Consider the following 22,598-nt stretch of genomic DNA (forward strand, 5'->3'; position numbering starts at 1 on the left):
GATGCAACGTTTTGAAGGGAAAGTCGCCGTCATCACCGGCGCAGGCGGTGGTATCGGCTCGGCGATCGCCAGGCGGCTGGCTTCCGAGGGCGCGCTGGTGGTTGTCACCGACGCCAATGCCGAGGCCGCCGCGACCGTGACGGCTGATATCCGCGCATCCGGTTGGCAGGCCGAGACGATTACGGCAAATATCGCGGACAAGGGCGAATGCGCTTCGCTGATTGCCGACAGCTTTGCCCTGCGCGGCCGGCTCGACGTGCTGGTCAACAATGCCGGCATCAACCGGCGCGGCAACCTGCTCGCGCTCTCCGACGAGGATTGGTCGCTCAGCTTTGCCGTCAATCTCAATTCAATGTTTCATTTGTGCCGCGCGGCCCTTCCGCTGATGATCGAAGCGGGCGGCGGCGCGATCGTGAACACCGCCTCGCAATGGGGTCTCTATCCCGCACCGAATCATATCGCCTACAACACGACAAAGGCCGCCGTCGCCGCCTTCACCCAGAATCTCGCGCGCGACTATGCGCCGGACAAGATCCGCGTGAATGCCGTCTGCCCCGGCGAAATCCACACGCCGATGCTGGAAGCGGGCGTCAAGCGCTCCGGCCGCACCATTGCCGACCTCGACAAGCTGGTGCCTTTCGGTCGTATCGGCAAACCGGAGGAAGTCGCAGCCCTCGTTGCGTTTCTCGCCTCGGACGAGGCGCAGTTCATCTGCGGCTCGCTCGTGGAGATCACTGGCGCCCAAGCGGTGGCGTGAGGGATCTTGTGCATGTCCGATCGTAGCGAAGGCGACAGCGTCACCATTTCCTTCGAGGAACTTCGTGCCCTGTTGAAGCGGATATTTCTGGGGGCGGGTACTGCGCAATCGGTCGCTGATATTCTGGCCGACAACTGCGCTGCCTGCGAACGGGATGGCTGCCACAGCCATGGCATTTTCCGCATGCCCGGCTATGTGACCAACCTTGAATCCGGATGGGCGGATGGCAGGGCTGTGCCGACGGCTCAGGAAGCCGGCCCCTCTTTCCTGCGCATTGACGCCAGGAATGGCTTTGCCCAGCCAGTATTCGAGGCATTCCGCCCGCGGATCGGCCAGATGATCGAGGCGACCGGTGTTGCGGTTGTCGCAATCAACAACTCACATCACTTCAGCGCACTGTGGCCGGAACTGGAGGACTTCGCTCGGCAGGGATATGTCGGGCTGAGCGTGGTGACGGGCGCGTGTGTGGTGGTTCCTCCAGGAGGACGCAAGCGTGTCCTCGGCACAAATCCCATCGCCTTTGCAACACCGGTCGCTGGCGCCGATCCGCTGATCTTCGACTTTGCCACCAGCAACATGTCACATGGCGATCTCACGATCGCGGCGGGTGCTGGCCGAAAGGTGCCACACGGAACGGGTGTCGATGGCGAGGGCCGACTGAGCGACGATCCCGTTGCGATCGACGAGGGCGGCGGTATCCTGCCTTTCGGGGGCCACAAGGGCGCTGCGATCTCGCTGATGGTAGAGGTTCTGGCTTCGGCGCTGACCGGCGGAAAGTTCGCGGCGGAGGTGGATTTCACCGGCTATCCCGGCGCGAATGCGCCGAAGACTGGCCAGCTTCTGATCTTCATCGATCCCGTGCGCGGCGGCAATGGCGGCTTCGCCAGTCGCGTCAGTGATTTCCTGCACATGCTGCGCGATGCCGGACAGGAACGGTTTCCATCGCAGCAACGCTACCAGCGTCGGGCGGCGGCATTGAAGGATGGCATACAGATCCGTGCCGCCGATTTCGACAATCTGAACGCTCTCGCAAACGGAGAAACAACGGCCTGACAGGATGGCCAGCGCGGGAGCCGGGCTTCTTGCGTACCAACAGCTCCGTCCAATCCATGCCGGCAAGGAGCCGGCAGCCGTTTGACGAACCGCTGGTCCAACCCGTACTCGTCCGAATGCCGCGCGGCGCGTGACCAGCCGCCCATGACGGGGCGGCTGGCCATGCGTTGTCTGATGCTCAGGCCTGGCTGGGCTTCTCCCAGAGGTTCAGCGACTGGCCGATGCCGTTCTTGAGCGCGGTCTGATAGCACTCATAACCCCAGCTGATGTCGAAGACGGCCATGCCGCAGGCAATGAAGATCACGCGATCCATGGGCGTTTCGCGTCCGGGCTTCTTGCCGTTGACCACGTCGCCGAGGCCGGTCGAGTCATGCAGCGGCGGCAGCTTTCCAGCATCGATAAGCCGGAAGAAGGGACCGCCGATGACGCCGCTGTAATACGCTTCCTTGTTGCCCGAGGCGACGGCATCCTCCACATAGGCTTCCTGCAGGGAGGTGTGGTCGTAGACGATCTTGGCGCTGGTGAGGAAGCTCTCCTCGGTGTTGAACGGGCCTGAAACGAGGATGGTGGCGCCTTCCTTGATCCATTCGTCGTTGAAGAACAGCGGCTTCAAACGCGACGCGGCGACGGTGACGACATCAGCGCCGCGGAAACCTGCCTCGGCATCGTCGACGCCCACCGCTTCGACATCATAGGTTTCCTTGACCCAGGCGGCGAACTCGTTGGCCTTGTCGAGGAAGATGTCGAAGCAGACGACCTTTTCGACGGCCTTCAGCTGGGTCATGATCGCCGAGAAGCAGGCCTTGTTGATCGGGCCGCAGCCGATCACCGAGACGACTTTCGAATCGGCATTGGCGAGATGCTTGGCGGCCACGCCAGGAACACCGCCGGTGCGGGCCGCCGACAGAAGGTTCGCTGACATCAGCGCCAGCGGCGCGCCAGTATCCTTGTCGTTCAGCATCATGGTCAGCACTGAGCGCGGCAAGCCCTTTTGCGCATTGGCGTGATTGGAGCCATACCACTTGTTGCCGCAAACATCGAAACGCCCGCCGAGATAGCCGGGCATGGCGGCAAAGCGGCGGTCCGGACCGGCCACCGGCATATTCGGGAACTTTGTTTCCTTAGGGAAAACGATGTTGAGGCCATGGCTATTGTGGTTGGCGCCGCCCATGAGGTAGTCGCCTTCGCCGAGCAGGCTGAAGGTTTCCTCGCAGATGGTGACGCAGCGTTCGGCATCCAGGACGCCGGCTGCGATCATGTCGGGTTCGGACAGGTAGAGAAAATCGATCCGGGGATACATGGCATTGCCTTTCGAATGGGTGTTGAAGGAATTGGTGGGCCGTAGCCGGGGCTCAGAAGCGCAGAAGCGGTTTGATGTCGTAGAGCCGGCAGCCGGGGCTGCGGGCATTGGCGCGCATGAGGAAGTTGAGTTTCTCGATACGTTCGCCAGAGCGCGGGGCGCCGTTCTTCTGGAACGGAACCTGCAGGCCGACGGAAAAATCCATCACCACGTCGTCGACCACGCCGCCGGAACGGCCGGACGGTACGGCGATCATTCCGTGGTCGGCGGCGAACCGATAGGCATCCATCGCCTCGGTGATCGTGCCGACCTGGTTGGGCTTCAGGACGAAACCATCGACGGCATGTGCCTCATGGGCGCGTCGCAGCAGGGGCAGGCTGGTGACGGTCAGGTCGTCGCCGAGGATGATCGTGCGGGGCAATTCCTGCACGGCCTTGCTGTAGCCTTCCCAGTCATTTTCATCGAGAAGGTCCTCGATGAAGACGAAGTCGAAGGTCTCCGTCAGCTTGCGCACATAGGCGATTAGCGCGCTGGAGGTCACGCGCTCGCCTTTCAGCAGATAGGTCTTGGTCGCCGCGTCGTACATTTCGCTCGAGGCGCAATCGAGCGCGAAGGACATCTTTCCACGATATCCGCATTCGTCGATCGCACGGCGCATCATCGAAAGCACCACGGCGGGATCGTCGGATGGAGCAGCATAGCCGTAGGAGCTCGCGACCTGCGGCTTGTGGCCGAGATAGGCCGTCAGCACGGTGCCGAGATGATTGAACACCGTCACCGCCATTTCGACGGCCTGGTCTATGCTGTCAGTTCCATGCGGTACGATCAGGAATTCGTTGAAGGACTGCGTGAAATTCTCGTAGCGGCCGCCGTTGATGACGTTGAAGCAAGGCACTGGCACCGTGCGGATATCGCCGCCAGCGATGTGATTGTAGAGCGGAATGCGGCGTGAAGCGGCCGCCGCCCGGAATGCGGCAATCGACACCGAGTAGATGGTGTTGCCGCCGAGATTGTGTTTGTCGGGCGTGCCGTCGAGCGCGATCATTTTCTCATCGATGGCCCGCTGGTCGAACACGTTCATGCCGATAAGCGCGGGGCCAATGATATTGACGGCCTTGTCGACCGCCGTGCGGACGCTCAGGCCCTTGTAGCTCGAAGGGTCGCCGTCGCGCAGCACGAAGGCTTCATACATGCCGACGGAGGTTCCCGTCGGTGCGGCGCCAAGGCCGATTGCGCCGCTTTCGGTGCGGATTTCCACCTCGACGGCGGGGCGGCACTTGCAATCGATGATCTGCTGGGCGTGAAGGGAGACTATCTTGTCCTGCATCTCAGGCGCCCCGCTGAAGTTCGGGAACGTACATGATAGTGAGGTCGCAAAGATTGGTGCCGGTGTTGCCGGTAAAGACCGCTGAGGAAACTGCGTCGAGAGCCTCAAAGCAGCTGTGGTCCCGCAGTGCCTGGTAGAGATTGATCCCGTTGTCGGCCGCAGCCCTTGCAGTGGAGGAATCGGTGATACCGCCCGCCACCCGGGTTGTGCCGTCGGTGCCTTCGGTATCGACCGAAAGCAGGCAGGCGCCCGACGTCTTGGCGGCGGTGATGGCAAAACTGATCGCCATTTCCTGGCCAGGTCCGCCATGACCGCGAATCGTGCTGTTGTCTTCGATGAGCGTCGTGACCTCACCGGAGCTCAGCAGGACGCAAGGTGCCTTGATCGGATTGCCGTAGGTCTGGATTTCCCGCGCGATCGAGGCAAGGAAGGTGCCCGCGTCGCGTGCCTCGCCTTCGAGAAAGGAGGAGACGATCATTGCCGGAATGCCCATTTCCGCGCAGATTTCCTTGGCATAGATGCAGGAGTCCGGCAGGGTGTTGAGCAGGAAATAGGTATTGTCCGGAAAGGCCTTGGGCGTCTCCGCCTCCGGGCCGGCATTCATCAGGTAATCGACGACCGTTTTCGGCAGACGATCGGCGACGTTGCGATTGACGATCGTCGCGCGCGCGTCGTCCAGCGTCGTCGCATCGGGACCAATCGGCGTGCTCTTGTAGGCGGTATAGGGTTCGGCAATGTCGCCCGTCGCTGGGTTGCCGACCGCATCGCTGATGCCAAAGCCGATCAGTTCGGCACCCACATCCTGGATTCGCTTGGCTAGCATGCCGCCGTTGAGTGCGGAAATATGCCGCCGAACGGCGTTGATCTCATAGATGCCCGCACCGGATTTCAAGAGCACATCGGTCGTATCGATCTCATCCTGCAGGCTGATGCCGTCGATTGGACAGGACATCAGCGCTGAACTTCCGCCACTGATCACACAAATGAAAAGGTCGTCCGGGCCTGACTGGTCGACGATCTCGATCATTTTTCTGGAAGCCCGATGACCTTCCTCATTGGGCAGGGGGTGGCCGCCGACAACGACTTCGGTCTTGTTGAATCGGTCCGTTTCCTCGAGCACCTTGACGATGGCTATGCCCTTGGTCAGGTGTTCGCCAAGCACGTGATCCACGGCCATCGCCATGTGGTTACAGGCTTTTCCAGCGCCAAAGAGGTAGACGTTTCGCTTCTTCGACAAGTCCCAGGACCGGGTGCCGATATGCAGGACGCCACCCTCCATGCGCATGATGTCACGCATGCGCCGGTAGCTATCGAGCCGGTCGAGGGTCCGATCTGCGATCTCCAGTACGATCCGCCGGGAGGATCGATCGCCTCCGGACAGGATTTCATCTGCGTTACGTATCTTTTTCATCTGGATACTCGATTGCCACGTGCGCGGCCCGACCGGAGCGAAGGGCGCAGCGCCTCGCCCGCTCGGCGGGAAGCCCCGGCGGTTAAAATCTTGGATGACTGTGGCGGCGGCGTTCAGGCAGCTCGCAGGTTCAACATACGCAAAAGGGCTATTGTCGACAATAGCCAAAGTGATATATTTTTATACCGTCTTCTTGTTCGGGGGTTGGCTCAGGCGATAAACAGGCAACAGCGGACTAGAGAGGCGTCACGATGGATCGCACGAAGCTTCCCAAGATTGAGAAAATGCCGGCCGACGTGCGGGCGCTGGGGGTGTTGCGCGCCCGGATCATCGAGGGTGCGATTCCCGCAGGGGCGCGGCTGACCGAGGTGCAGATTTCGGATGAAATGGGGCTCTCGCGCGCAACGGTGCGAACCGCCCTTCATCAACTCGCCCAGGAAGGCCTGGTCAGTCTCGTGCCCTATACGGGGTGGACCGTCGTCAAACTGTCGCAACAGGATATATGGGAGCTCTATACGCTGCGTGCTGCGGTGGAGCGGCTGGCCGCCGGGCTCGCGGCCACAAATGGCGAGGCGGACCGGATCGCGGATGTCCGGAAAGCGTTCCATGCGCTGGAGGCCGCCTGCGAACGGAAGGGTGCCGATGAGATCGCCGAAGCCGATTTCGGCTTTCACAAATCGATTGTCGAGGCTGCTGGTCATTCGCGCTTGCGCGCCCAGTATGGCCTGATCGAGCATCAAATCAGGGTCTACATCCGCTCGAGCGATGCGCTGATCGCCGATCCCAGGGAAATATTGGACCAGCACCGGCCGATCCTCGATGCCATCCTGGCAAAGGACTCCGCCCTGGCCGCCGAGCTATCCGAAGAGCACAATCTCCGGGAAGGTCAGAAGCTGACTGCGTCTGTTTCAGACCTCTAGCTCGATCCACGGTCCAAACGCCCTACTTCGAACACGCGGGATCGACGTCATGTCGGGAATGGAACGACATTCGTTTTAAAGTTGACACATATATGACAAGTGATATATTACCATCCCCGCGAGATCGCGGGAATGGAATTTTTTTGACTTGACCCTGTCGACATGAAGACGACACTATGTTGTCGATACGGCGTCGACAAAAAGACAAATAATCCGCTTGACATTGTCGACATTAGAACGACTAATAATAAAGTCGACATTAGAACGACAAAGATAGATTGGCTCAGCCAACATCGGGAACCGCGCCGCGTGGCGCCAATGGTGGGAATCAGAAGCAGCCTGTTCGTAATGAGCTTGCAGCCGGTTTTTGACCGTACGGCTCAGATTGAATGGCGGTTGTTCGGTCGCGCTGGCACCGGGTCGATGGTTCGCGTTTGGTTGGGGCCAGACGTTAGGGCGGGGAGAGGTGAGGGGCTTCAAAGAGATCGGAACTGATCCCTCCCGGAAGACGAAGTGATCTCAAAACCAACAGAGGATGGAATGCAATGAGAAATGCCTTGAAGCTTGCAATAGCGCTCCTTTCACTTTCGGCGGCAGTGCCGCCCGCCGCGATGGCCGCCCCGGGCGACACGCTCAAGGCTGTCCAGGCACGCGGTGCCCTCAACTGCACCTCCAGCGACGGCAACTTCGAAGGTTTTGCCGAGGTTGACGCACAGGGCAACTGGCACGGTCTGGACATCGACTATTGCCGTGCCGTCGCAACTGCCATTTTCGGCTCCGACGAAAAATTGAAGCTCATCCCGATAAGTTGGGCGCAACGCTTTCCCTCGCTTCAGTCGGGCGAAATCGACCTGGTCATCAAGGCTTCGGGTTGGCTGTTCAGCCGCGATACCGAACTCGGCCTGCAGTTCTCCATGCCTTACTTCATCGGCGTCACGACCTTCATGGCGCATAAAGACCTTGCCGCCAAATCCTTGGCTGATCTCGATGGCGGGACCGTTTGCGTCGCCGGTGGCACGTCGACCGAGAAGCTCGTCAGCGACTACATCAAGGAAAAGAAATACGACGTCAAGGTCGTGACCTTCGAGAAGAACACCGAAGCCACTGCCGCCTATTTCGCCAACCGCTGCGACGCCTATGGCGAATGGGGCCCGATTGTTGCGGCAACGCGCGCGACCTCGGCCGATCCGGATAACCACGACATCCTATCAGACGCGCTGTCGCTCGAAGGCGAGGCGATCGTCATGCGCCAGGGGGACGACAATTGGGTCGACATCGCCAACTGGGTCATCGCCGCCCAGCGCATCGCCGAGGAAAATGGCGTGACCTCGAAGAACATCGATGAGATGAAGGCCAACCCGCCGAACACCGTTGTCGGCAAGCTGCTCGGCGTCACGCCCGGCATCGGCACTCGCCTCGGCCTCAAGGATGACTGGGCTTACAATGTCATCAAGAAGCTCGGCAATTCCGAGGAAATGTACAACCGCAACTTCGGAACCGAGTCGCGCTATAAGCTGCCACGCGCCCTGAATTCGCTGTGGAACAAGGGTGGCGTCTTCTACGCCCCGGTCCTCGACTAAAAAATGCCATCCTCCGCCGGGTTGGGTCCCGGCGGAGGTTCATTTCATTTTATGCCTCCTTGTGAGGCGAGGTGGACATGGACCCATGACCTTTTCGTTCGGAAACCGGAAACAGCGCGATATCCTGTTGCAGTCTGTCTTCCTCGCCGTCATCCTGACCTTGCTGCTCATCGCCGTGATGACGACGCGACGAAATCTCGAAATCCAGGGCCTGAGTGTCGGATGGAGTTTTCTGAACTATGCGACGGGCTCTTCCATCGTCTTCTCCTTGATCGATTACGATCTTGATTCAAGCTTTGCCCGCGCGCTGCTGGTCGGCTTCATCAACACGCTGTTTCTTGGGACGATCTCGGTCTCGCTGGCGGTCCTCCTCGGCACGGCCATCGGCACGGCGCGGCTCTCCAGCCACAAGCTGGTCAAGTCCATCGCCGGCGTTTATGTGCAAATCTTCCGCAACATTCCGCTGATCCTCCAGGCCTTCTTCTGGTATGCGATCTTCGTGAATTTCCCCTCGCCACGCCAAGCGATCGCTGTGCCGGGCGGTTTCTTCATTTCCAACCGCGGCATCTTCTTTCCGATGTTCAACATCGAGGCCTGGTATCTTCTGGCCGCGATCGTGCTCTTCATCATCGGCTCGGTCATGTCCGTGGCTGTTGCGCGCCGCACGGGCCGCGGCTCGTCTCTGGTCGGGATTTTGATCTCCCTGGCACTCGCCTGCATGGTCGGTTATGCCGGACGCATCGCCGACACGCCGTTGTTTGATATGCCCCAGCCGAAGGGCCTGCGCTTTCTCGGCGGCGGCACGATGACGCCGGAACTTGGATCCGCCATCGTTGCGATCGCGCTCTTTGGTGCATCCTATGTCGCCGAAATCGTCCGCGCCGGCTTTCTTTCCATCCCAGCCGGATTGATCGAGGCCGCCCATGCGCTCGGCCTCGGCAATTGGCACATCTTCTGGCGCGTCCGCTTGCCACTGATGATACGGCGCATCCTGCCGACGATGACGAACCAGATCATCTGGCTGATGAAAGCCACCACGATCGGCATTGCCATCGGGTTTCCGGATTATTTCGGCGTGGTCGCCAATTCGATCAATCATTCCGGTCAGACGATCTCGCTGATTTTCCTGCTGATCATCGGCTTCTGGGCGATCAACATGACCATCTCCTTCACCATGAACGCGATCAATCGGGCGCTTGCCCTGCCGGGGCATAAGAAATGAGAGCGGAAACAATGACGGCCACCACCGACATTCAGGCGCCGGCGTTGAACGGCAGCCTCCTCGACGGCGTAAAGCGCGATTACTTCTCCTCGGTCGGACGCACGATTCTCACCTTGGTTTGCCTGGCGTTGATCCTCTCAGCCCTATGGTTTCTCGTAAACTGGGGACTGGTCAATGCCGTCTGGTTCGGCACGCCCGAGGATTGCCACAAGGCTGCCGGCGCCTGCTGGGCCGTCATCACCGACCGCTATCGCCTGATCTTTTTCGGCCTTTATCCCTATGAGGAGCAGTGGCGTTCGGCGCTTGCGTGCCTCGCCATCCTTGCGACCGTCATTCTGTCGTGCGTTCCATTCTTCTGGTCCGCGAAACGGTTGCCGGTGCTATGGGCCCTCGGCTACGGCCTGTTCTACTTTCTCATGAAAGGCGGCGTATTTGGCATGCCCGTCGTGCTCGAAACCCAGTGGGGCGGACTTGCGCTGACGGTCTTCGTCTTCTCGTCCACCGTTGTCATCGGCATGCCGCTTGCCATTGTCCTTGCGCTCTTGCGGCGCTCCAGGCTGCCGGTGGTCTCGACGGTCACCGCGCTCTTCATCGATGGCATTCGTTCGCTGCCGCTTCTCTCCATTCTGTTCACCGCCGCTATCATCCTGCCTTTGACGCTGCCGGGTTTCCTGGTTGGCGACAAGCTGTACCGCGTCATTATCGGCGCCGCCGTCTTCTTTGCGGTCTATCAGGCGGAAATCATTCGTAGCGGTATCCAGTCCTTGCCCGCAGGGCAAGAGGAAGCGGCAACCGCGCTTGGCCTTAATTACTGGCAGACGATCTCGCGCATCATCCTGCCGCAGGCTTTCCGCTTTGCACTACCGCCGACGATCAACCAGGTGGTGATCGCGTTCATGGAAACGGCCCTGATCGTCATTCTGGGTTTCTTCGAGATCACGGCGTCAGGCAATGCGGCCTTTTCGACAGGCGGATGGAAGCCCTTCCATATCGAGGTCTATAGCTTTGTCGCTCTGATCTATTTCGTCTTCACTTACTCGCTGTCGATGTATGGCAGCTATCTCGAACGATCCATGAAATTGGGTTCGCGGTAGCACGAGAAGTGGCAAGAATGTGTCCGGCTTCGGATCCGGCATGACGGACATTCCCGCGCTCTTCGGCGCGACGGCAGGATTTTGGGAGTAATGCAAATGACCACAAGCGCTCTGGCGATCGAAGTTGACGGTCTGTGCAAATATTACGGCGCACATCAAGTACTTCACGGGGTGAACCTGACGGTGAAACCGGGTGAAAAGATCGTCGTCTGTGGTCCGTCTGGCTCGGGCAAGTCGACCCTTATCCGTTGCCTCAACAAGCTCGAGGAACACCAGCAGGGCAGGATCCGCGTGCTCGGCACCGAACTCAATGACGAGATCGACAATATCAACGAGGTCCGTCGCGAAGTCGGCATGGTATTCCAGCATTTCAATCTCTTCCCGCACCTGACGGTGCTGGAAAATTGCGTGCTGGCACCGATGCTGGTCCGTAAGATCGATCGGAAGACCGCCGAGGAGCAGGCTATGACCTATCTCGAGCGCGTCAAGATCCCTGAGAAAGCGAAGAACTATCCCGGTGAACTGTCCGGCGGTCAGCAGCAGCGTGTCGCGATCGCCCGGGCACTCTGCATGAAGCCGGAAATCATGCTGTTCGACGAACCGACCTCGGCGCTCGATCCGGAAATGATTTCGGAAGTGCTCGACGTCATGATCCAACTCGCCCAGGGCGGAATGACCATGGTCTGCGTGACCCATGAAATGGGCTTTGCCCGCAAGGTCGCCGATCGGGTGATCTTCATGGACCAAGGGAAGATCGTTGAAGATGCGCCGCCGGCAGACTTCTTCGACAACCCGCAGCATGAGCGGTCGAAACTCTTCCTCAGCCAGATACTTGGACACTAAGAGGCGCGGACGTGCAATCGGTCTCCGAAAAGCCGAACATTCTGCTCGTCATGGCCGATCAGATGACCGCGATTGCCCTGTCCATTTATGGCAATCGGGTATGCAAGACGCCCAATATCGACCGGCTGGCCGGGCAGGGGTCGGTGTTCGACAATGCCTATTGCAACTATCCGCTCTGCGCCCCGTCCCGGTTTGCCCTGATGACCGGCCGCTTGCCGTCGCGGATCGGCGCGTTCGACAACGCCTCCGAATTTCCCGCCGCCGTGCCGACGCTTGCGCACTATCTGCGCGATGCGGGCTACTATACTTGCATATCGGGGAAGATGCATTTTGTCGGGCCCGACCAGCATCATGGCTATGAAGATCGTCTGACAACGGAAATCTATCCGGCTGATTTCAGCTGGGTTCCGCCGAAGACCTATGACGAGCTGGAGGCGGAAGAACTCAAGGCCAAAGGCGAGGTCGCCTTTGGTGTCTCCAGCGTCGAAACAATCGCCGATGCGGGGCCGCTCGCGCGCTCGCAGCAGATCGACTATGATGACGAGGTCGCCCGCCGTGCGACCCAGCATATCTATGACTGGCGCCGCTACGGCGATGGTCGGCCGCTGTTCATGACCGTGTCCTTCACCCAGCCGCACGATCCCTATGTGATCACGCGCGACTACTGGGACCTCTACACGGACGAAGCAATCGATCCGCCACGGACACCAGCGATCCCGCTGGAGGAAATGGATCCGCACAGCCGTTCGCTCTATTTCCACTACAGTCTCGACAAGTTCGAGGTGACGGATGCGATCTATCGCCGTGCTCGCCGCGGCTATTATGGCATGATCAGCTATGTGGATCGCAAGCTCGGCGAACTCAGGCAAACGCTGGAAGATGCCGACATTGCCGAAAATACGGTGATCATCTTCACCTCCGACCACGGCGACATGATCGGTGAGCGCGGCCTGTGGTTCAAGAAGAACCTCTTCGATCCGGCAATCCGCGTGCCGCTCGTGCTCTATGATCCGCGGCGGCAGGGCCAGAAGCGCGTTAGCGCGCCGGTTTCGCTGGTCGATATCATGCCGACGTTGGTGGAGCTCGCCACCGGTTCGCTCGATGTGATCATTACCGATCACGATGGCGACAGCCTTTTGCCCCTGATGAGCGAGGACAGGCCGGACCGGACGGTCCACGTCGAGCATCTCGACGGAGGCACCAATGCGCCACGCGTGATGCTGCGGCGCGGCCGACACAAACTCGTGGTCTCCGAAGCCTATCCGATGCAGCTTTACGACCTCGCGAGTGATCCGGGTGAGACACGCAATCTGGCCGACGAGACTGAATGGCGCGAAACCGTCGAGGCGCTGCTGACGGCAACGCATCGGACCTGGGACCTGGCCGGGCTGAAACAGGATGTGATGCGCAGTCAACGCGTCCGCCAATTCGTCAATCGCGCCATGCAGAAAGGCAAGCTGCGCGACTGGGAGCACTATCCCGACCCAATGCGCGAGCACACCAAATTTGTCCGCACGGGCGAACGCTTCCCCGAGGTGGAGCGGCGATCCTATCTGCCTTACGGCGATTGAGGACGGACCTCCTGAAGGACACTAGAATAGTACAGTCGGGCCGCGTGCCCGCAAATGAGAGGCCCATATGATATTCGATCGTAAGCTTGAGATTCTCCAGGTTCATTGCGAGGGAGAAATCGGCAACGTTCTCGTCGCCGGCGCACCGGAAATTCCGGGTGCAACCGCATTGGACAAAATGAACTACATCAACAATGTCGACGACAGCCTGCGCCGTTTCGTGACGTTCGAGCCGCGCGCCAATGTCGCCATGACCGTCAATCTGTTGCTGGAGCCAACCCGCCCTGATGCGGATGCCGGCTTCATCGTGCTGCAGGCCGATCGTGCGCATGCAATGTCGGGTTCCAATTGCATCTGCGTCGTCACCGCGCTGCTCGAAAGCGGCCGCGTCCCTATGGCCGAGCCGGAAACGATTGTGCGTCTCGATATGCCGGTAGGACTGGTCACGGCGAGGGCGCGCTGCGAAAACGGCCGCTGCCCGTCGGTCAGCATCGACAATGTCCCGGCCTTTGCGGAAGTTCTCGACCAGGAGGTCGAGACACCGCGCTGGGGCCGGATCAAGGCCGATATCTGCTTCGGCGGCGTCTATTATGGTCTGGTTGACGTCGACCAGGTTGGATTAAGCATCGAGCCGCACAATGCCCGCGCGCTGGCGGAGGCCGGCATTGAGTTGAAGGCTCTGCTGGCGGAGCAGGTCAAGGTTCAGCATCCGACATTGCCGGGCGTCGACGAGATCGCCTATGTAATGTTCCGTTCTCAGGAGCCGGATGGCGCGGTCCGAACCTGCACGACGCTGAAACCTGGCCGCGTCGACCGGTCGCCCTGCGGCACCGGCAGCTCGGCCAATCTTGCAAGCCTTCACGCGCGTGGTCTGATTGCGGTCGGAGACACGAAAGTCTCTCGCTCGATCATCGGCGGGGAATTCCATGTCCAGGCACTGGAGGAAACCGAAGTGGGCGGACGCAAGGCGGTCATCCCGCGCATCACCGGCCAGGGCTTCGTTTACGGCAAGCAGGAATTGCGGCTGGTCGATCACGATCCCTTCACCAAAGGCTTCGCGCTGTCGGACACCTGGGGACCCCAGGTACATCTTCTGGACTGATTTGCTCCCAAGGCCTGGGCTCCATGCCTCCGGGCATGGAGCCATTTTTTCCCGGCTAGCGGGAGGTCTGCGGTTTACGGAGACAAGCGATCGTCATTTCGACGGCTCGCCCCCAGCAGGAGGCGGAAGTTTATCTTTTCAGATAGGCCAAAATGATGCTGACGGTCTGGTCACGCTGCTTGGCGACTTCAGCGCTACTCTCCAGTTTTTCATCCAGCACGATCGATAGCGTATGGATGTTGGAGAAGTAGAAGTAACCTAGAGCCGATATGGAAACGTACAGGTGCTTCAAGTCGATATCCGCTCTGAAGATGCCCTTGTCCTGGCCACTGCGGATCACGCGCGACAGCTTGGCGAGAAGAGGCGTGTAGAGGTTCTTGATGCCAAGCGCCTGTTTCAGAAAACGGGCATTTTGAACATTTTCGTGGGTCAGCATTCGAACGATACGGGGATTATTGGCGAACGTGTCGAAGGTTGACTGAACGAGTGTCCTCACTGCCCCCACCGGGTCATTTTCATCGAGGTCAATCTCATGCTGAGAAGCGCGCAGCTTCTCATAGGTGTTCGAAAGGCTGGCGATATACAGCTCTTCCTTGCTGTTGAAGTATCTGTAGATCAGGCTCTTGTTTGTCTGGGATTGCTCTGCGATCGCATCTATCCGCGCGCCGTCGAACCCGCGCTCCGTGAACTCGTCAATCGCCGAGTCGATGATCCACTGCTTCGTCCGTTCAGGGTCGCGGAACCGCTTCTTTTTATCCGGGCCGCTTTTTTCAAGTTCCATTTTCTGGTCCATCAACACGCCCCTGGGCCTTAAACATTGAAGTTTGTCGTAGCAGCCTCTGCTTGGCATTTCCATTCTCACGGCAAACTCTAGCGCCGCGGAAACAGACCGTTTTCGCGTTCGAAAAGATGTTGCCCGCGCGCTCTAACCTATTGAATTATCGACACAATAAAATACTCCGGTTTTCGGTTTTGATGCGATTGACAGCAATTCGGAAACAGGTTAGCTCTCTCCTTAATAAACTAAATAGTTCTATAAGAGCAAGAGGGGTTCTGAAAATGAGCAACCGGATGACCAAGTTCCAAACGTCGCGCCGCGCGTTTCTTGCCGGCGGTATTGCCGCCCTTGCTATGCCGTCCCTGGTCCGTGCCAAAGGCCTCGAGGCGCTGTCGGCCCGCATGGATTTTGCGCCTTGGGGTGTTCAGGCGGCCATGCATCTCGCCCAGGTGAAAGGGTGGTTCAAAGATGTCGGCGTGGAAGTTGATGTGCAGGACGGCCGTGGCTCTGCGAACACTCTGCAGCTTGTGAATGCAGGCCAGGTTGATGTTGGCCAGGTGCAGCTCGGTCTCGTTCCGCAGGCGCGTATGAAGAGCGCGACCGTGCGTTCCTTCGCTGGTTTCTGTCGGGCTACTGATCTCGCCGCGGTGGTCGACCGCGATTCGGACTACAAGACAGTTGCCGATCTGAAGGGTAAGAGCATCGTCTGTTTCGCGGCGAGCCCGTGGGCGCCCTTTATCGACTATTGGCTCGCCCAAGGTGGGCTCGACCGCTCTACTGTAGAGCTGCTCCTGGTCGACCCGGCAGCCCTCTGGAGCACCTATACCACGCGCCGGGCGGATGCGATCCTGTCCACCGGCCCCTCAATCATCCCGCCCGCCGAAGCCGTTCGTCCTTCGCGCGGCATCCTCGCCAGCGACGCCGGAGTCAACTTCCCGAGCTACGGCCTCATCGCCAGTGACGAGACCATCGAAAAACGTGGTGATGCCCTGAAGGCCCTCGTGGCCTCCCAGCAGAAAGCGTGGGCCTATCTGCGTGACGGCAATGCGGGCGAGGGCGCTGAGGCCATGATCCAGCAACGGCCAACGATAAAGCTGACGAAGGAAGTTCTGACCAAGCAGATCGAATTGACGATCGAAACCTTCGAGACCCCGGCGACTGCGGGAAAACCGATCGGCTGGCAGGCTGACGCGGATTGGAACGCCGCACTCGTGTCGATGGAAAAAGCCAATGCGATCCCGTCCGGACTGACGCTTTCCGATATTTTCACCAATGACTTCATCGGGTGAGATCGAGATGTTGGACCAGGTCATGGACAGCTATATCAGGGTCTCCGGAGTCGATAAGCGCTACGGCGGCAGTGATGCGTCGCTTGTTCTTCAAGACATCAACCTGGACATCAGGAAGGGCGAGTTCGTCAGCATTCTCGGTCCGAGCGGCTGCGGCAAGAGCACGCTTTTGAAATGCATCGCCGGGCTTGAGGATGTTTCAAGCGGGAGCGTCACGACCCGCGGGCTTATGGTCGACGGTCCACCGGAGGGCCTCGGCATGGTCTTCCAGCGTGACATGCTGCTCGACTGGCGGACGATCCTTGAAAACGTCCTGTTTACCGTAGAGCTTCAAGGCAAGGTCAGTGCGGAGATGCGGGCAAGGGCGAGCGCACAGCTCGCGCGCTTCGGCCTCGGTGGTTACGAGAGCCGCCGGCCCTGGGAGCTGTCGGGCGGCATGCGGCAGAGGGCGTCGATCTGCCGGGCACTTCTGACCGATCCCGACATCCTGCTCATGGATGAGCCGTTCGGGGCGCTCGACGCCATGACGCGTGACGACCTCAATGTCGAGGTCGCGCGCATCTCTCACGAGACGCACAAGACGATCGTTTTCATCACCCACAGCATCAGCGAAGCGGTCTTCCTTTCGGATCGCGTCGTGATCCTCGACCGCCATCCCGGAAGGATCGTCGAAATCCTGGATATCGACCTTCCCCGTCCACGGCAGCTGTCCGTCCGCGAGACACCGAAATTCGGCCATTACAGCAGCCATATCCGCCAGGTGTTCACGAAGCTCGGGATATTCAAGAATGCGTAACAAGTCATCGATCGCCAAACGCTTTCTGCCCGGCCTGATAACGCTGGTTTCGGCGGTGGTGCTTTGGGAAATCTGCGTCAGGATTTTCCAGATTTCCCCGATCCTCCTCCCGTCGCCGTTGGCGGTCTGGGCGGAGTTCTGGAGAATGCCCTTCTTCTTCCTCTACAACGCCGGTGTCACTTTGGTCGTGACGCTTGCCGGATTTTTTCTCGCCGTGGTCTTCGGCATCCTGCTGGCAGTCGTCATCGTGTCGTCGAAGACGCTCGAACGTCCTGTGTTCTCGACCCTGGTCGCCCTGAACTCCGTACCTAAGGTCGCTCTGGCGCCGCTCTTCGTGGTGTGGATGGGCATAGGGCCGGAACCCAAGATAGCTATTGCGGTCATGCTCGCCATTTTCGCCATCGTCATCGACACGGTCCTTGGCCTGCGATCCGTCGATCCGGACATGATCAATCTGGCGCGTGTCGGGCGGGCAAGCGCTTGGCAGATTCTCATCAAGATCCGGCTCCCCTGCGCCCTTCCGAGCATTTTCGCGGGCTTGAAGGTTGCCATCTCGCTGGCCCTGATTGGCGCGATCATCGGTGAGTTCGTCGGCAGCTCCTCAGGCCTCGGATTTGCGATTCTGACAGCTCAGGGACAGTTCGACACCCCCGGTCTCTTTGTGAGCCTGGCCCTTCTGATCGCAATGGGATCGCTGCTCTTCAACCTCACGGAAGGCATAGAGCGGCTGTCGATCCCCTGGCACACGTCGGTTCGCTCTCACTAACGACGAGACAAGCAACGCATGAATAGCCCCACGGACGAGATCAACTCGGCCGACGGGAGAACTCGACCCAAAAAAGCGCTGATGCGCAGGAGGCATACGATGAACAACGCACGCATTGGCGTTGATATTGGCGGGACTTTTACCGACCTCGTCCTGTTCGGCGACGCTGGCGAGACCTTCTTTACAAAGGTGCCTTCCACGCCCGCCAAGCCTGAGGAAGCGGTGTTGACCGGCATCCGCCAGATCACGGAGACGGCCGGCGTTTCGGTGTCCGCCGTGGCGGAAGTGGTCCATGGCACGACGGTCGGTTCGAACACGCTGCTGCAGAAGGTAGGCGCGAAAACCGGCCTGATCACCACCAAGGGTTTCCGCGATGTGCTGGAAATCGGACGCGTCCGTACGCCCACCATGTTCGACCTGAGTTGGGAAAAGGCCGTGCCGCTGATCGCCCGCCGCTACCGCATGGAAGTGGACGAGCGCTCGACAGCCGACGGTCGCATCCTCAGGCACGTGAACGAGCAGGAAGTGATCGAGATCGGCCGCTTCTTCGAAGCCGAGGGCGTCGAGTCCGTCGCTGTCTGCTTCATCAATTCCTACCGCAATCCCGAGAACGAGAACCGGGTGTTGGAGATCATGCGCGCGCATTTTCCCGACATGTGGGTGACGGCGTCCGTCTCGGTGCTGCCCGAGATCCGCGAATATGAGCGAACCTCGACCACCGCGGTGAACGCCTATGTGCTGCCGTCGCTGCGTGCCTATTTCGAACGTCTCGAAAACGGCCTGCGCGACATCGGCGTGTCTGCTCCGCTCCTGATCAGCAACTCCAATGGCGGGCTTTCGAGCGCCCGCATGGCTCAGGAAAAGCCTGTCTTCTTCATCTCGTCCGGGCGTTCCGCCGGCGTGGTCGGCGCCGGCCGGCTGGGCGAGGCGGCGGGCGAGAAGGACCTTGTTGTGTTCGACATGGGCGGCACGACGGCCTCCGCCTCGTTGATCCACAAGGGCGAGCTGTCGCGCGCCAATGAGTATGAATTCCGCGCCGGCATTTCCACGCCGAGCCGCTTCATCAAGGCGGGCGGTTATCTGATGCGTGTTCCCACGGTCGACGTGGCCGAGGTCGGCAGTGGGGCCGGCTCCATCGCCCGCATCGACGAAGGTGGCCTGCTGCATGTCGGCCCGCTTTCGGCTGGCGCCGATCCGGGTCCGGTCTGCTACGGCATCGGCGGCACGTCGCCGACCGTCACCGACGCCAATGTGGTGCTCGGCTTCCTGCCGCCCGCGCTCGCCGGCGGTAGCATGAAGCTCGATGTCGACGGCGCCCGCGCCGCCATCGGGCGCGACCTTGCCGACCCGCTCAAGCTTTCCATCGAAGACGCCGCCTTCGGCATCCGCGAAGTGGTCAACATCAACATGGCCCGCACCATCAAGGCGGTGACGGTTGAGCGTGGTGTTGACCCGCGCGACTTTGCTATCCTTGCCTTCGGCGGCTCCGGTCCGGTGCATGCCTGCGATCTTGCCCGCACGCTCGGCATTTCCCGCGTGATCTTTCCGCGCTCGCCCGGCGTCTTCACCGCAACGGGCATGCTGGCGGCCAAGGTCGAACGCTACTTTCTGCGTAGCCTCCACGGCAGACTCGACCAGTTGCCGGTCGCCGAGGTCAATGCCCTGCTCAAGGAGATGCGCGCCGACGGTTATGATTCGCTGGCGGAAGAAGGCTACACGGACGACCAGATCGAATGCAGCTTCGAGGCGGACCTGCGTTTCAAGGGCCAGGATTTCGAGATTCCGATCGCGCTTCCCGATACGGTGACCGAAAATGACCGAGCGAGCCTGCGTGCGGCGTTCCGTGAGGCCTACAAGGCGATCTACGGTTATGCCTCCGACGACAGCGTCGAGATCGTCAACATCCGGCTTAATGCCGGCGGCAACAGCGGCAATCTCCTGGCTTTCACGGCGCATAAGCCAGAGGACGGCCCGGCCGACGACGTTACTACCCGCAAGGTCTATTTCTCACGCAAGGACGGCTGGATCGACACGCCGATCCATCAGCGCGCCACGTTCCGCGGTGGTGCCGTCGGGCCGCTGATCATCCAGAGCCCCGACACCACGATCGTTGTTCCGCCGGGTGCCAAGGCAGATCTCGATGCCTTCGGCAACGTCGTCGCCACGCTTGCCTGACACCCGTTGGCTGAATCCATTCAAGGAGCTTCCCATGGCCCAGAAGACAAATGATCCCATCACCTTTGCCGTCATTAAGAACGCGCTGGACACCATCGTCGACGACATGGCCTTTGCCGTCATGCGGACCGCGCGATCGCCGATCGTCCGCGACGTGCTCGATTACTCGGTGACGCTTTGCGACAAGCATGGCCGCATCCTCTCACAGGCGAAAACTGTTGCCCTCCATCTCGGTGCGGTACCCGATGCCATGGCCGTGATCATGGAGCGCTACGCCAATGACCTTGCCGAGGGTGATGTCATCATCTTCAACGATCCCTACGAAGGCGGCATGCATCTGCCCGATATCTTCATGATCCGGCCGATCTTCCATAGCGATAACAGCCTTCGTGGCTTCTCGGTGGTGATCGCCCACCACTGCGATGTCGGTGGCCGCGTGCCCGGCTCCAATGCGGCCGATTCCACTGAGATCTATCAGGAAGGCCTGCGCATCGCCCCGATGAAGCTTTACAGCAAGGGCGTGCTCAACGACACGCTGATGCGGATCATCGAAAAGAACGTGCGGCTGCCGGAACTGGTCTTCGGCGACCTCGAAGCCCAGTTCGCCACCTGCAATCTCGGCGAACGCGAGCTTCTGCGCCTGATCGAGCGCTATGGCGCCGATGAACTCGACAGCTATTTCGACGACCTGATCGACTATGGCGAACAGCTCACACGTGCGGCGATCCGCTCCTGGCCGGATGGCGAATATAGCTTCGAGGATTTCATCGACGGTGACGGCTTTTCGACCGATGCCATTCCGATCCGCGTCAAGCTGACGGTAAAGGGCGATCATCTCAACGTCGACTTCGCCGGATCTTCGCCGCAGGTCAAGGGCGCGATCAACTCGACGCTTTCCTTCGTCAAGTCGGCGACCTATCTGTCGGTGCGCTGCGCGCTCGATGCCGAGGTTCCGAACAATGCCGGCGTCTACCGTTGCATCACCATTACCGCGCCGGAAGGATCGATCCTCAATCCGCAGATGCCGGCCGCTGTCGCAGCCCGCGCTCTGACCGGCTACCGCGTGGTCGATACCGTGCTCGGCGCTCTGTCGCAGATCGCACCGAAGAAGGTCATGGCGGCAGGCGAGGGCGGCAATACGGTTCTCGCCTTCGGCGGTTGGGACAAGGAGACCCGCGAACCCTTCGTGCTGGTCGACATGATCAACGGCGCGTGGGGCGGACGCTGGAACAAGGATGGCGTCGAGGGCGTCACCAATCCCTCGCAGAACATGTCCAACCTACCCGTCGAGACGCTGGAAGTTCGTTATCCGATGATGATGGACGAATATAGCTTGCGGCCCGATTCCTGCGGCGCCGGCGAATTTCGCGGTGGCCTCGGCCTCATTCGCCAGTATCGCCTGCTGGCGGAGGAAGCCGTGCTGCAGATCCGCGCCGATCGCCACGACCATGCACCGTACGGCCTGTTCGGCGGCAAGCCGGCGGCCAAATGCGTCAATATCCTCGATCCGGACGGCGAAAACATCGTGCTGCCCGCCAAGATCACCCGCACCATCGGCAAGAATGTCGTGGTCCGCCACGAACAGGCAGGCGGTGGCGGCTATGGCGATCCGCTGAAGCGCCCGCTCGATCTCATTCGCGACGATCTCACCAATGGCAAGATCAGCGCGGCCTATGCCGAGGCACACCACGGTATAGTCTTCACTGAAGACGGAACGTCGATCGATGAGGTGAAGACCGCCGCCCGTCGCCAGGCAGCAGCATGATGTCTGGCGACGATCTCTCGCGGTTCGCGATCAACCAGATCACCACGCCCAAATGGTCGATGCCACAGGCGATTGAAGGCTATGCCGCTCAGGGTATTTCCGGCATTGCGGTCTGGCGCAATTTCCTCGACGACTATGGCGTCGAGGCGACCGCCCGGCATCTCAGCGATGCCGGCATGTGGGTGGCGTCACTTTGTACCAGTGCCTGGGTGAACGAGACCGATCCGGCGCGGCTGCGCGCGGCGATCGACACCAACAAGCGAATTCTCGATCAGGCCGCAGCAATCGGTGCGCCCTGCGTGGTCATGGTGGTCGGCGGCCTGCCTGTGGGCGACAAGGACCTCGGGGCCCAGAGAGCCCGCATCCACGATTCATTGGTCGAGCTCGCGCCCTATGCTCGGGCGGTCGGAGTCAAGCTCGGACTGGAGCCGCTGCATCCGATGTATTGCGGCGATCGCAGCGCGATGAACCTGATCACCGATTGCAACGATATGATCGATGAACTGGGTGATGAGGCGACCAGCCTCGTGGCCGATGTCTATCACTGCTGGTGGGATCCTGCATTCGAGCGGGAGCTGCGCCGGGCAGGGCCGAAAAGGATCGACACCTTCCACTATTGCGATTGGCTGGTACCGACCCGGAACCTGCGTGACCGCGGCATGGTGGGCGATGGCGTCATCGACCTGCCGCGCATCCGCGGCTGGCTGGACGACATTGGCTATGATGGCCCGTTCGAACTGGAGTTGTTCTCCGAGCTCGACTGGTGGGAGCGCGATCCGGCAGAGACAGTGCGTATCGCAATCGAGCGTTGCGGTCCTCTGATCGCGCCGCGCAATTAGCGGCCACTGC

General features: G+C 60.3%; 19 protein-coding genes. 15 read left to right on the plus strand and 4 right to left on the minus strand.

From position 1 onward, the window contains the following. Window position 1: 1 nt before the first annotated feature. Together M728_RS28570 and M728_RS28575 are read left to right on the plus strand one after the other, a co-directional pair. Window positions 2-757, plus strand: coding sequence for an SDR family NAD(P)-dependent oxidoreductase (locus tag M728_RS28570; RefSeq protein ID WP_026621535.1), 756 nt, complete (start codon window positions 2-4; stop codon window positions 755-757). A 12-nt stretch (window positions 758-769) separates the two neighbouring features. Further along, the gene (locus M728_RS28575) at window positions 770-1,810 is read left to right on the plus strand and encodes an Ldh family oxidoreductase (protein ID WP_026621534.1); all 1,041 of its coding nucleotides are present in this window, start codon (window positions 770-772) and stop codon (window positions 1,808-1,810) included. Window positions 1,811-1,988: 178 nt separating this feature from the next. Here the strand turns inward: M728_RS28575 and M728_RS28580 are convergent, their stop codons facing one another. From M728_RS28580 to M728_RS28590, 3 genes are read right to left on the minus strand one after another with little or no spacing between them, the layout of a single operon-like run. Continuing rightward, entirely contained in the window at window positions 1,989-3,110 is a 1,122-nt protein-coding gene (locus M728_RS28580; protein ID WP_026621533.1) for a tyramine oxidase subunit B, read from the minus strand. A gap of 52 nt (window positions 3,111-3,162) precedes the next feature. Continuing rightward, the gene (locus M728_RS28585; RefSeq protein ID WP_026621532.1) at window positions 3,163-4,437 is read right to left on the minus strand and encodes an enolase C-terminal domain-like protein; all 1,275 of its coding nucleotides are present in this window, start codon (window positions 4,435-4,437) and stop codon (window positions 3,163-3,165) included. 1 nt (window position 4,438) lies between these two features. Then, window positions 4,439-5,848 (minus strand): glycerate kinase, encoded by a 1,410-nt coding sequence (locus tag M728_RS28590; RefSeq protein ID WP_026621531.1) that lies wholly within the window; start codon window positions 5,846-5,848, stop codon window positions 4,439-4,441. Window positions 5,849-6,099: 251 nt separating this feature from the next. Between M728_RS28590 and M728_RS28595 the strand changes: the two genes are divergently transcribed. The 7 genes from M728_RS28595 to M728_RS28625 all read left to right on the plus strand — a co-directional run bounded on the left by M728_RS28595 (window position 6,100) and on the right by M728_RS28625 (window position 14,180). Beyond that, complete coding sequence (locus M728_RS28595) at window positions 6,100-6,768, plus strand: GntR family transcriptional regulator (protein WP_051440940.1); 669 nt, start codon at window positions 6,100-6,102, stop codon at window positions 6,766-6,768. 545 nt (window positions 6,769-7,313) lie between these two features. Next, window positions 7,314-8,348 (plus strand): amino acid ABC transporter substrate-binding protein, encoded by a 1,035-nt coding sequence (locus M728_RS28600; protein WP_026621530.1) that lies wholly within the window; start codon window positions 7,314-7,316, stop codon window positions 8,346-8,348. 85 nt (window positions 8,349-8,433) lie between these two features. Continuing rightward, window positions 8,434-9,570, plus strand: a complete 1,137-nt coding sequence (locus M728_RS28605) for an ABC transporter permease subunit (RefSeq protein WP_026621529.1) — start codon at window positions 8,434-8,436, stop codon at window positions 9,568-9,570. Window positions 9,571-9,581: 11 nt separating this feature from the next. Continuing rightward, entirely contained in the window at window positions 9,582-10,664 is a 1,083-nt protein-coding gene (locus tag M728_RS28610; protein ID WP_051440939.1) for an amino acid ABC transporter permease, read from the plus strand. 96 nt (window positions 10,665-10,760) lie between these two features. After that, on the plus strand, window positions 10,761-11,507 hold the full coding sequence (locus M728_RS28615; RefSeq protein ID WP_370906553.1) for an amino acid ABC transporter ATP-binding protein: 747 nt from the start codon (window positions 10,761-10,763) through the stop codon (window positions 11,505-11,507). A gap of 11 nt (window positions 11,508-11,518) precedes the next feature. Further along, entirely contained in the window at window positions 11,519-13,078 is a 1,560-nt protein-coding gene (betC, locus tag M728_RS28620) for a choline-sulfatase (RefSeq protein ID WP_051440938.1), read from the plus strand. 67 nt (window positions 13,079-13,145) lie between these two features. Then, window positions 13,146-14,180, plus strand: coding sequence for a proline racemase family protein (locus M728_RS28625; RefSeq protein WP_026621526.1), 1,035 nt, complete (start codon window positions 13,146-13,148; stop codon window positions 14,178-14,180). A gap of 130 nt (window positions 14,181-14,310) precedes the next feature. Here M728_RS28625 and M728_RS28630 read toward each other — a convergent pair whose 3' ends face one another. Further along, the gene (locus M728_RS28630) at window positions 14,311-14,973 is read right to left on the minus strand and encodes a TetR/AcrR family transcriptional regulator (RefSeq protein ID WP_051440942.1); all 663 of its coding nucleotides are present in this window, start codon (window positions 14,971-14,973) and stop codon (window positions 14,311-14,313) included. Between the two features lie 266 nt (window positions 14,974-15,239). Here M728_RS28630 and M728_RS28635 point away from each other — a divergent pair, with 266 nt between their 5' ends. The 6 genes from M728_RS28635 (at window position 15,240) to M728_RS28660 (ending at window position 22,588) form a co-directional block, all read left to right on the plus strand. Then, window positions 15,240-16,247, plus strand: a complete 1,008-nt coding sequence (locus M728_RS28635; RefSeq protein ID WP_026621524.1) for an ABC transporter substrate-binding protein — start codon at window positions 15,240-15,242, stop codon at window positions 16,245-16,247. Further along, the gene (locus M728_RS28640) at window positions 16,231-17,043 is read left to right on the plus strand and encodes an ABC transporter ATP-binding protein (protein WP_245269725.1); all 813 of its coding nucleotides are present in this window, start codon (window positions 16,231-16,233) and stop codon (window positions 17,041-17,043) included. The genes M728_RS28635 and M728_RS28640 overlap by 17 nt, the downstream gene beginning before the upstream one ends. Continuing rightward, window positions 17,036-17,809, plus strand: coding sequence for an ABC transporter permease (locus M728_RS28645; protein WP_026621522.1), 774 nt, complete (start codon window positions 17,036-17,038; stop codon window positions 17,807-17,809). The genes M728_RS28640 and M728_RS28645 overlap by 8 nt, the downstream gene beginning before the upstream one ends. Before the next feature lie 99 nt (window positions 17,810-17,908). Beyond that, entirely contained in the window at window positions 17,909-19,984 is a 2,076-nt protein-coding gene (locus tag M728_RS28650; protein WP_026621521.1) for a hydantoinase/oxoprolinase family protein, read from the plus strand. Window positions 19,985-20,018: 34 nt separating this feature from the next. Continuing rightward, complete coding sequence (locus M728_RS28655; RefSeq protein WP_026621520.1) at window positions 20,019-21,749, plus strand: hydantoinase B/oxoprolinase family protein; 1,731 nt, start codon at window positions 20,019-20,021, stop codon at window positions 21,747-21,749. Further along, entirely contained in the window at window positions 21,749-22,588 is an 840-nt protein-coding gene (locus M728_RS28660) for a sugar phosphate isomerase/epimerase (protein ID WP_026621519.1), read from the plus strand. The genes M728_RS28655 and M728_RS28660 overlap by 1 nt, the downstream gene beginning before the upstream one ends. The last annotated feature ends 10 nt before the right edge of the window (window positions 22,589-22,598 follow it).

This window comes from Ensifer sp. WSM1721, assembly GCF_000513895.2.
Lineage (GTDB): Bacteria > Pseudomonadota > Alphaproteobacteria > Rhizobiales > Rhizobiaceae > Sinorhizobium.

Excerpts from the sequence above, each read along its gene's own strand:
- M728_RS28590 (WP_026621531.1), bottom strand. The coding sequence starts at position 5,848 with ATGAAAAAGATACGTAACGCAGATGAAATCCTGTCCGGAGGCGATCGA.
- M728_RS28585 (WP_026621532.1), bottom strand. The coding sequence starts at position 4,437 with ATGCAGGACAAGATAGTCTCCCTTCACGCCCAGCAGATCATCGATTGC.
- M728_RS28580 (WP_026621533.1), bottom strand. The coding sequence starts at position 3,110 with ATGTATCCCCGGATCGATTTTCTCTACCTGTCCGAACCCGACATGATC.
- M728_RS28635 (WP_026621524.1), top strand. The coding sequence starts at position 15,240 with ATGAGCAACCGGATGACCAAGTTCCAAACGTCGCGCCGCGCGTTTCTT.
- M728_RS28570 (WP_026621535.1), top strand. The coding sequence starts at position 2 with ATGCAACGTTTTGAAGGGAAAGTCGCCGTCATCACCGGCGCAGGCGGT.
- M728_RS28660 (WP_026621519.1), top strand. The coding sequence starts at position 21,749 with ATGTCTGGCGACGATCTCTCGCGGTTCGCGATCAACCAGATCACCACG.
- M728_RS28595 (WP_051440940.1), top strand. The coding sequence starts at position 6,100 with ATGGATCGCACGAAGCTTCCCAAGATTGAGAAAATGCCGGCCGACGTG.
- M728_RS28630 (WP_051440942.1), bottom strand. The coding sequence starts at position 14,973 with ATGGACCAGAAAATGGAACTTGAAAAAAGCGGCCCGGATAAAAAGAAG.
- M728_RS28655 (WP_026621520.1), top strand. The coding sequence starts at position 20,019 with ATGGCCCAGAAGACAAATGATCCCATCACCTTTGCCGTCATTAAGAAC.
- M728_RS28650 (WP_026621521.1), top strand. The coding sequence starts at position 17,909 with ATGAACAACGCACGCATTGGCGTTGATATTGGCGGGACTTTTACCGAC.
- M728_RS28645 (WP_026621522.1), top strand. The coding sequence starts at position 17,036 with ATGCGTAACAAGTCATCGATCGCCAAACGCTTTCTGCCCGGCCTGATA.
- M728_RS28575 (WP_026621534.1), top strand. The coding sequence starts at position 770 with ATGTCCGATCGTAGCGAAGGCGACAGCGTCACCATTTCCTTCGAGGAA.
- M728_RS28605 (WP_026621529.1), top strand. The coding sequence starts at position 8,434 with ATGACCTTTTCGTTCGGAAACCGGAAACAGCGCGATATCCTGTTGCAG.
- M728_RS28625 (WP_026621526.1), top strand. The coding sequence starts at position 13,146 with ATGATATTCGATCGTAAGCTTGAGATTCTCCAGGTTCATTGCGAGGGA.
- M728_RS28600 (WP_026621530.1), top strand. The coding sequence starts at position 7,314 with ATGAGAAATGCCTTGAAGCTTGCAATAGCGCTCCTTTCACTTTCGGCG.
- M728_RS28610 (WP_051440939.1), top strand. The coding sequence starts at position 9,582 with ATGACGGCCACCACCGACATTCAGGCGCCGGCGTTGAACGGCAGCCTC.
- M728_RS28640 (WP_245269725.1), top strand. The coding sequence starts at position 16,231 with ATGACTTCATCGGGTGAGATCGAGATGTTGGACCAGGTCATGGACAGC.
- M728_RS28615 (WP_370906553.1), top strand. The coding sequence starts at position 10,761 with ATGACCACAAGCGCTCTGGCGATCGAAGTTGACGGTCTGTGCAAATAT.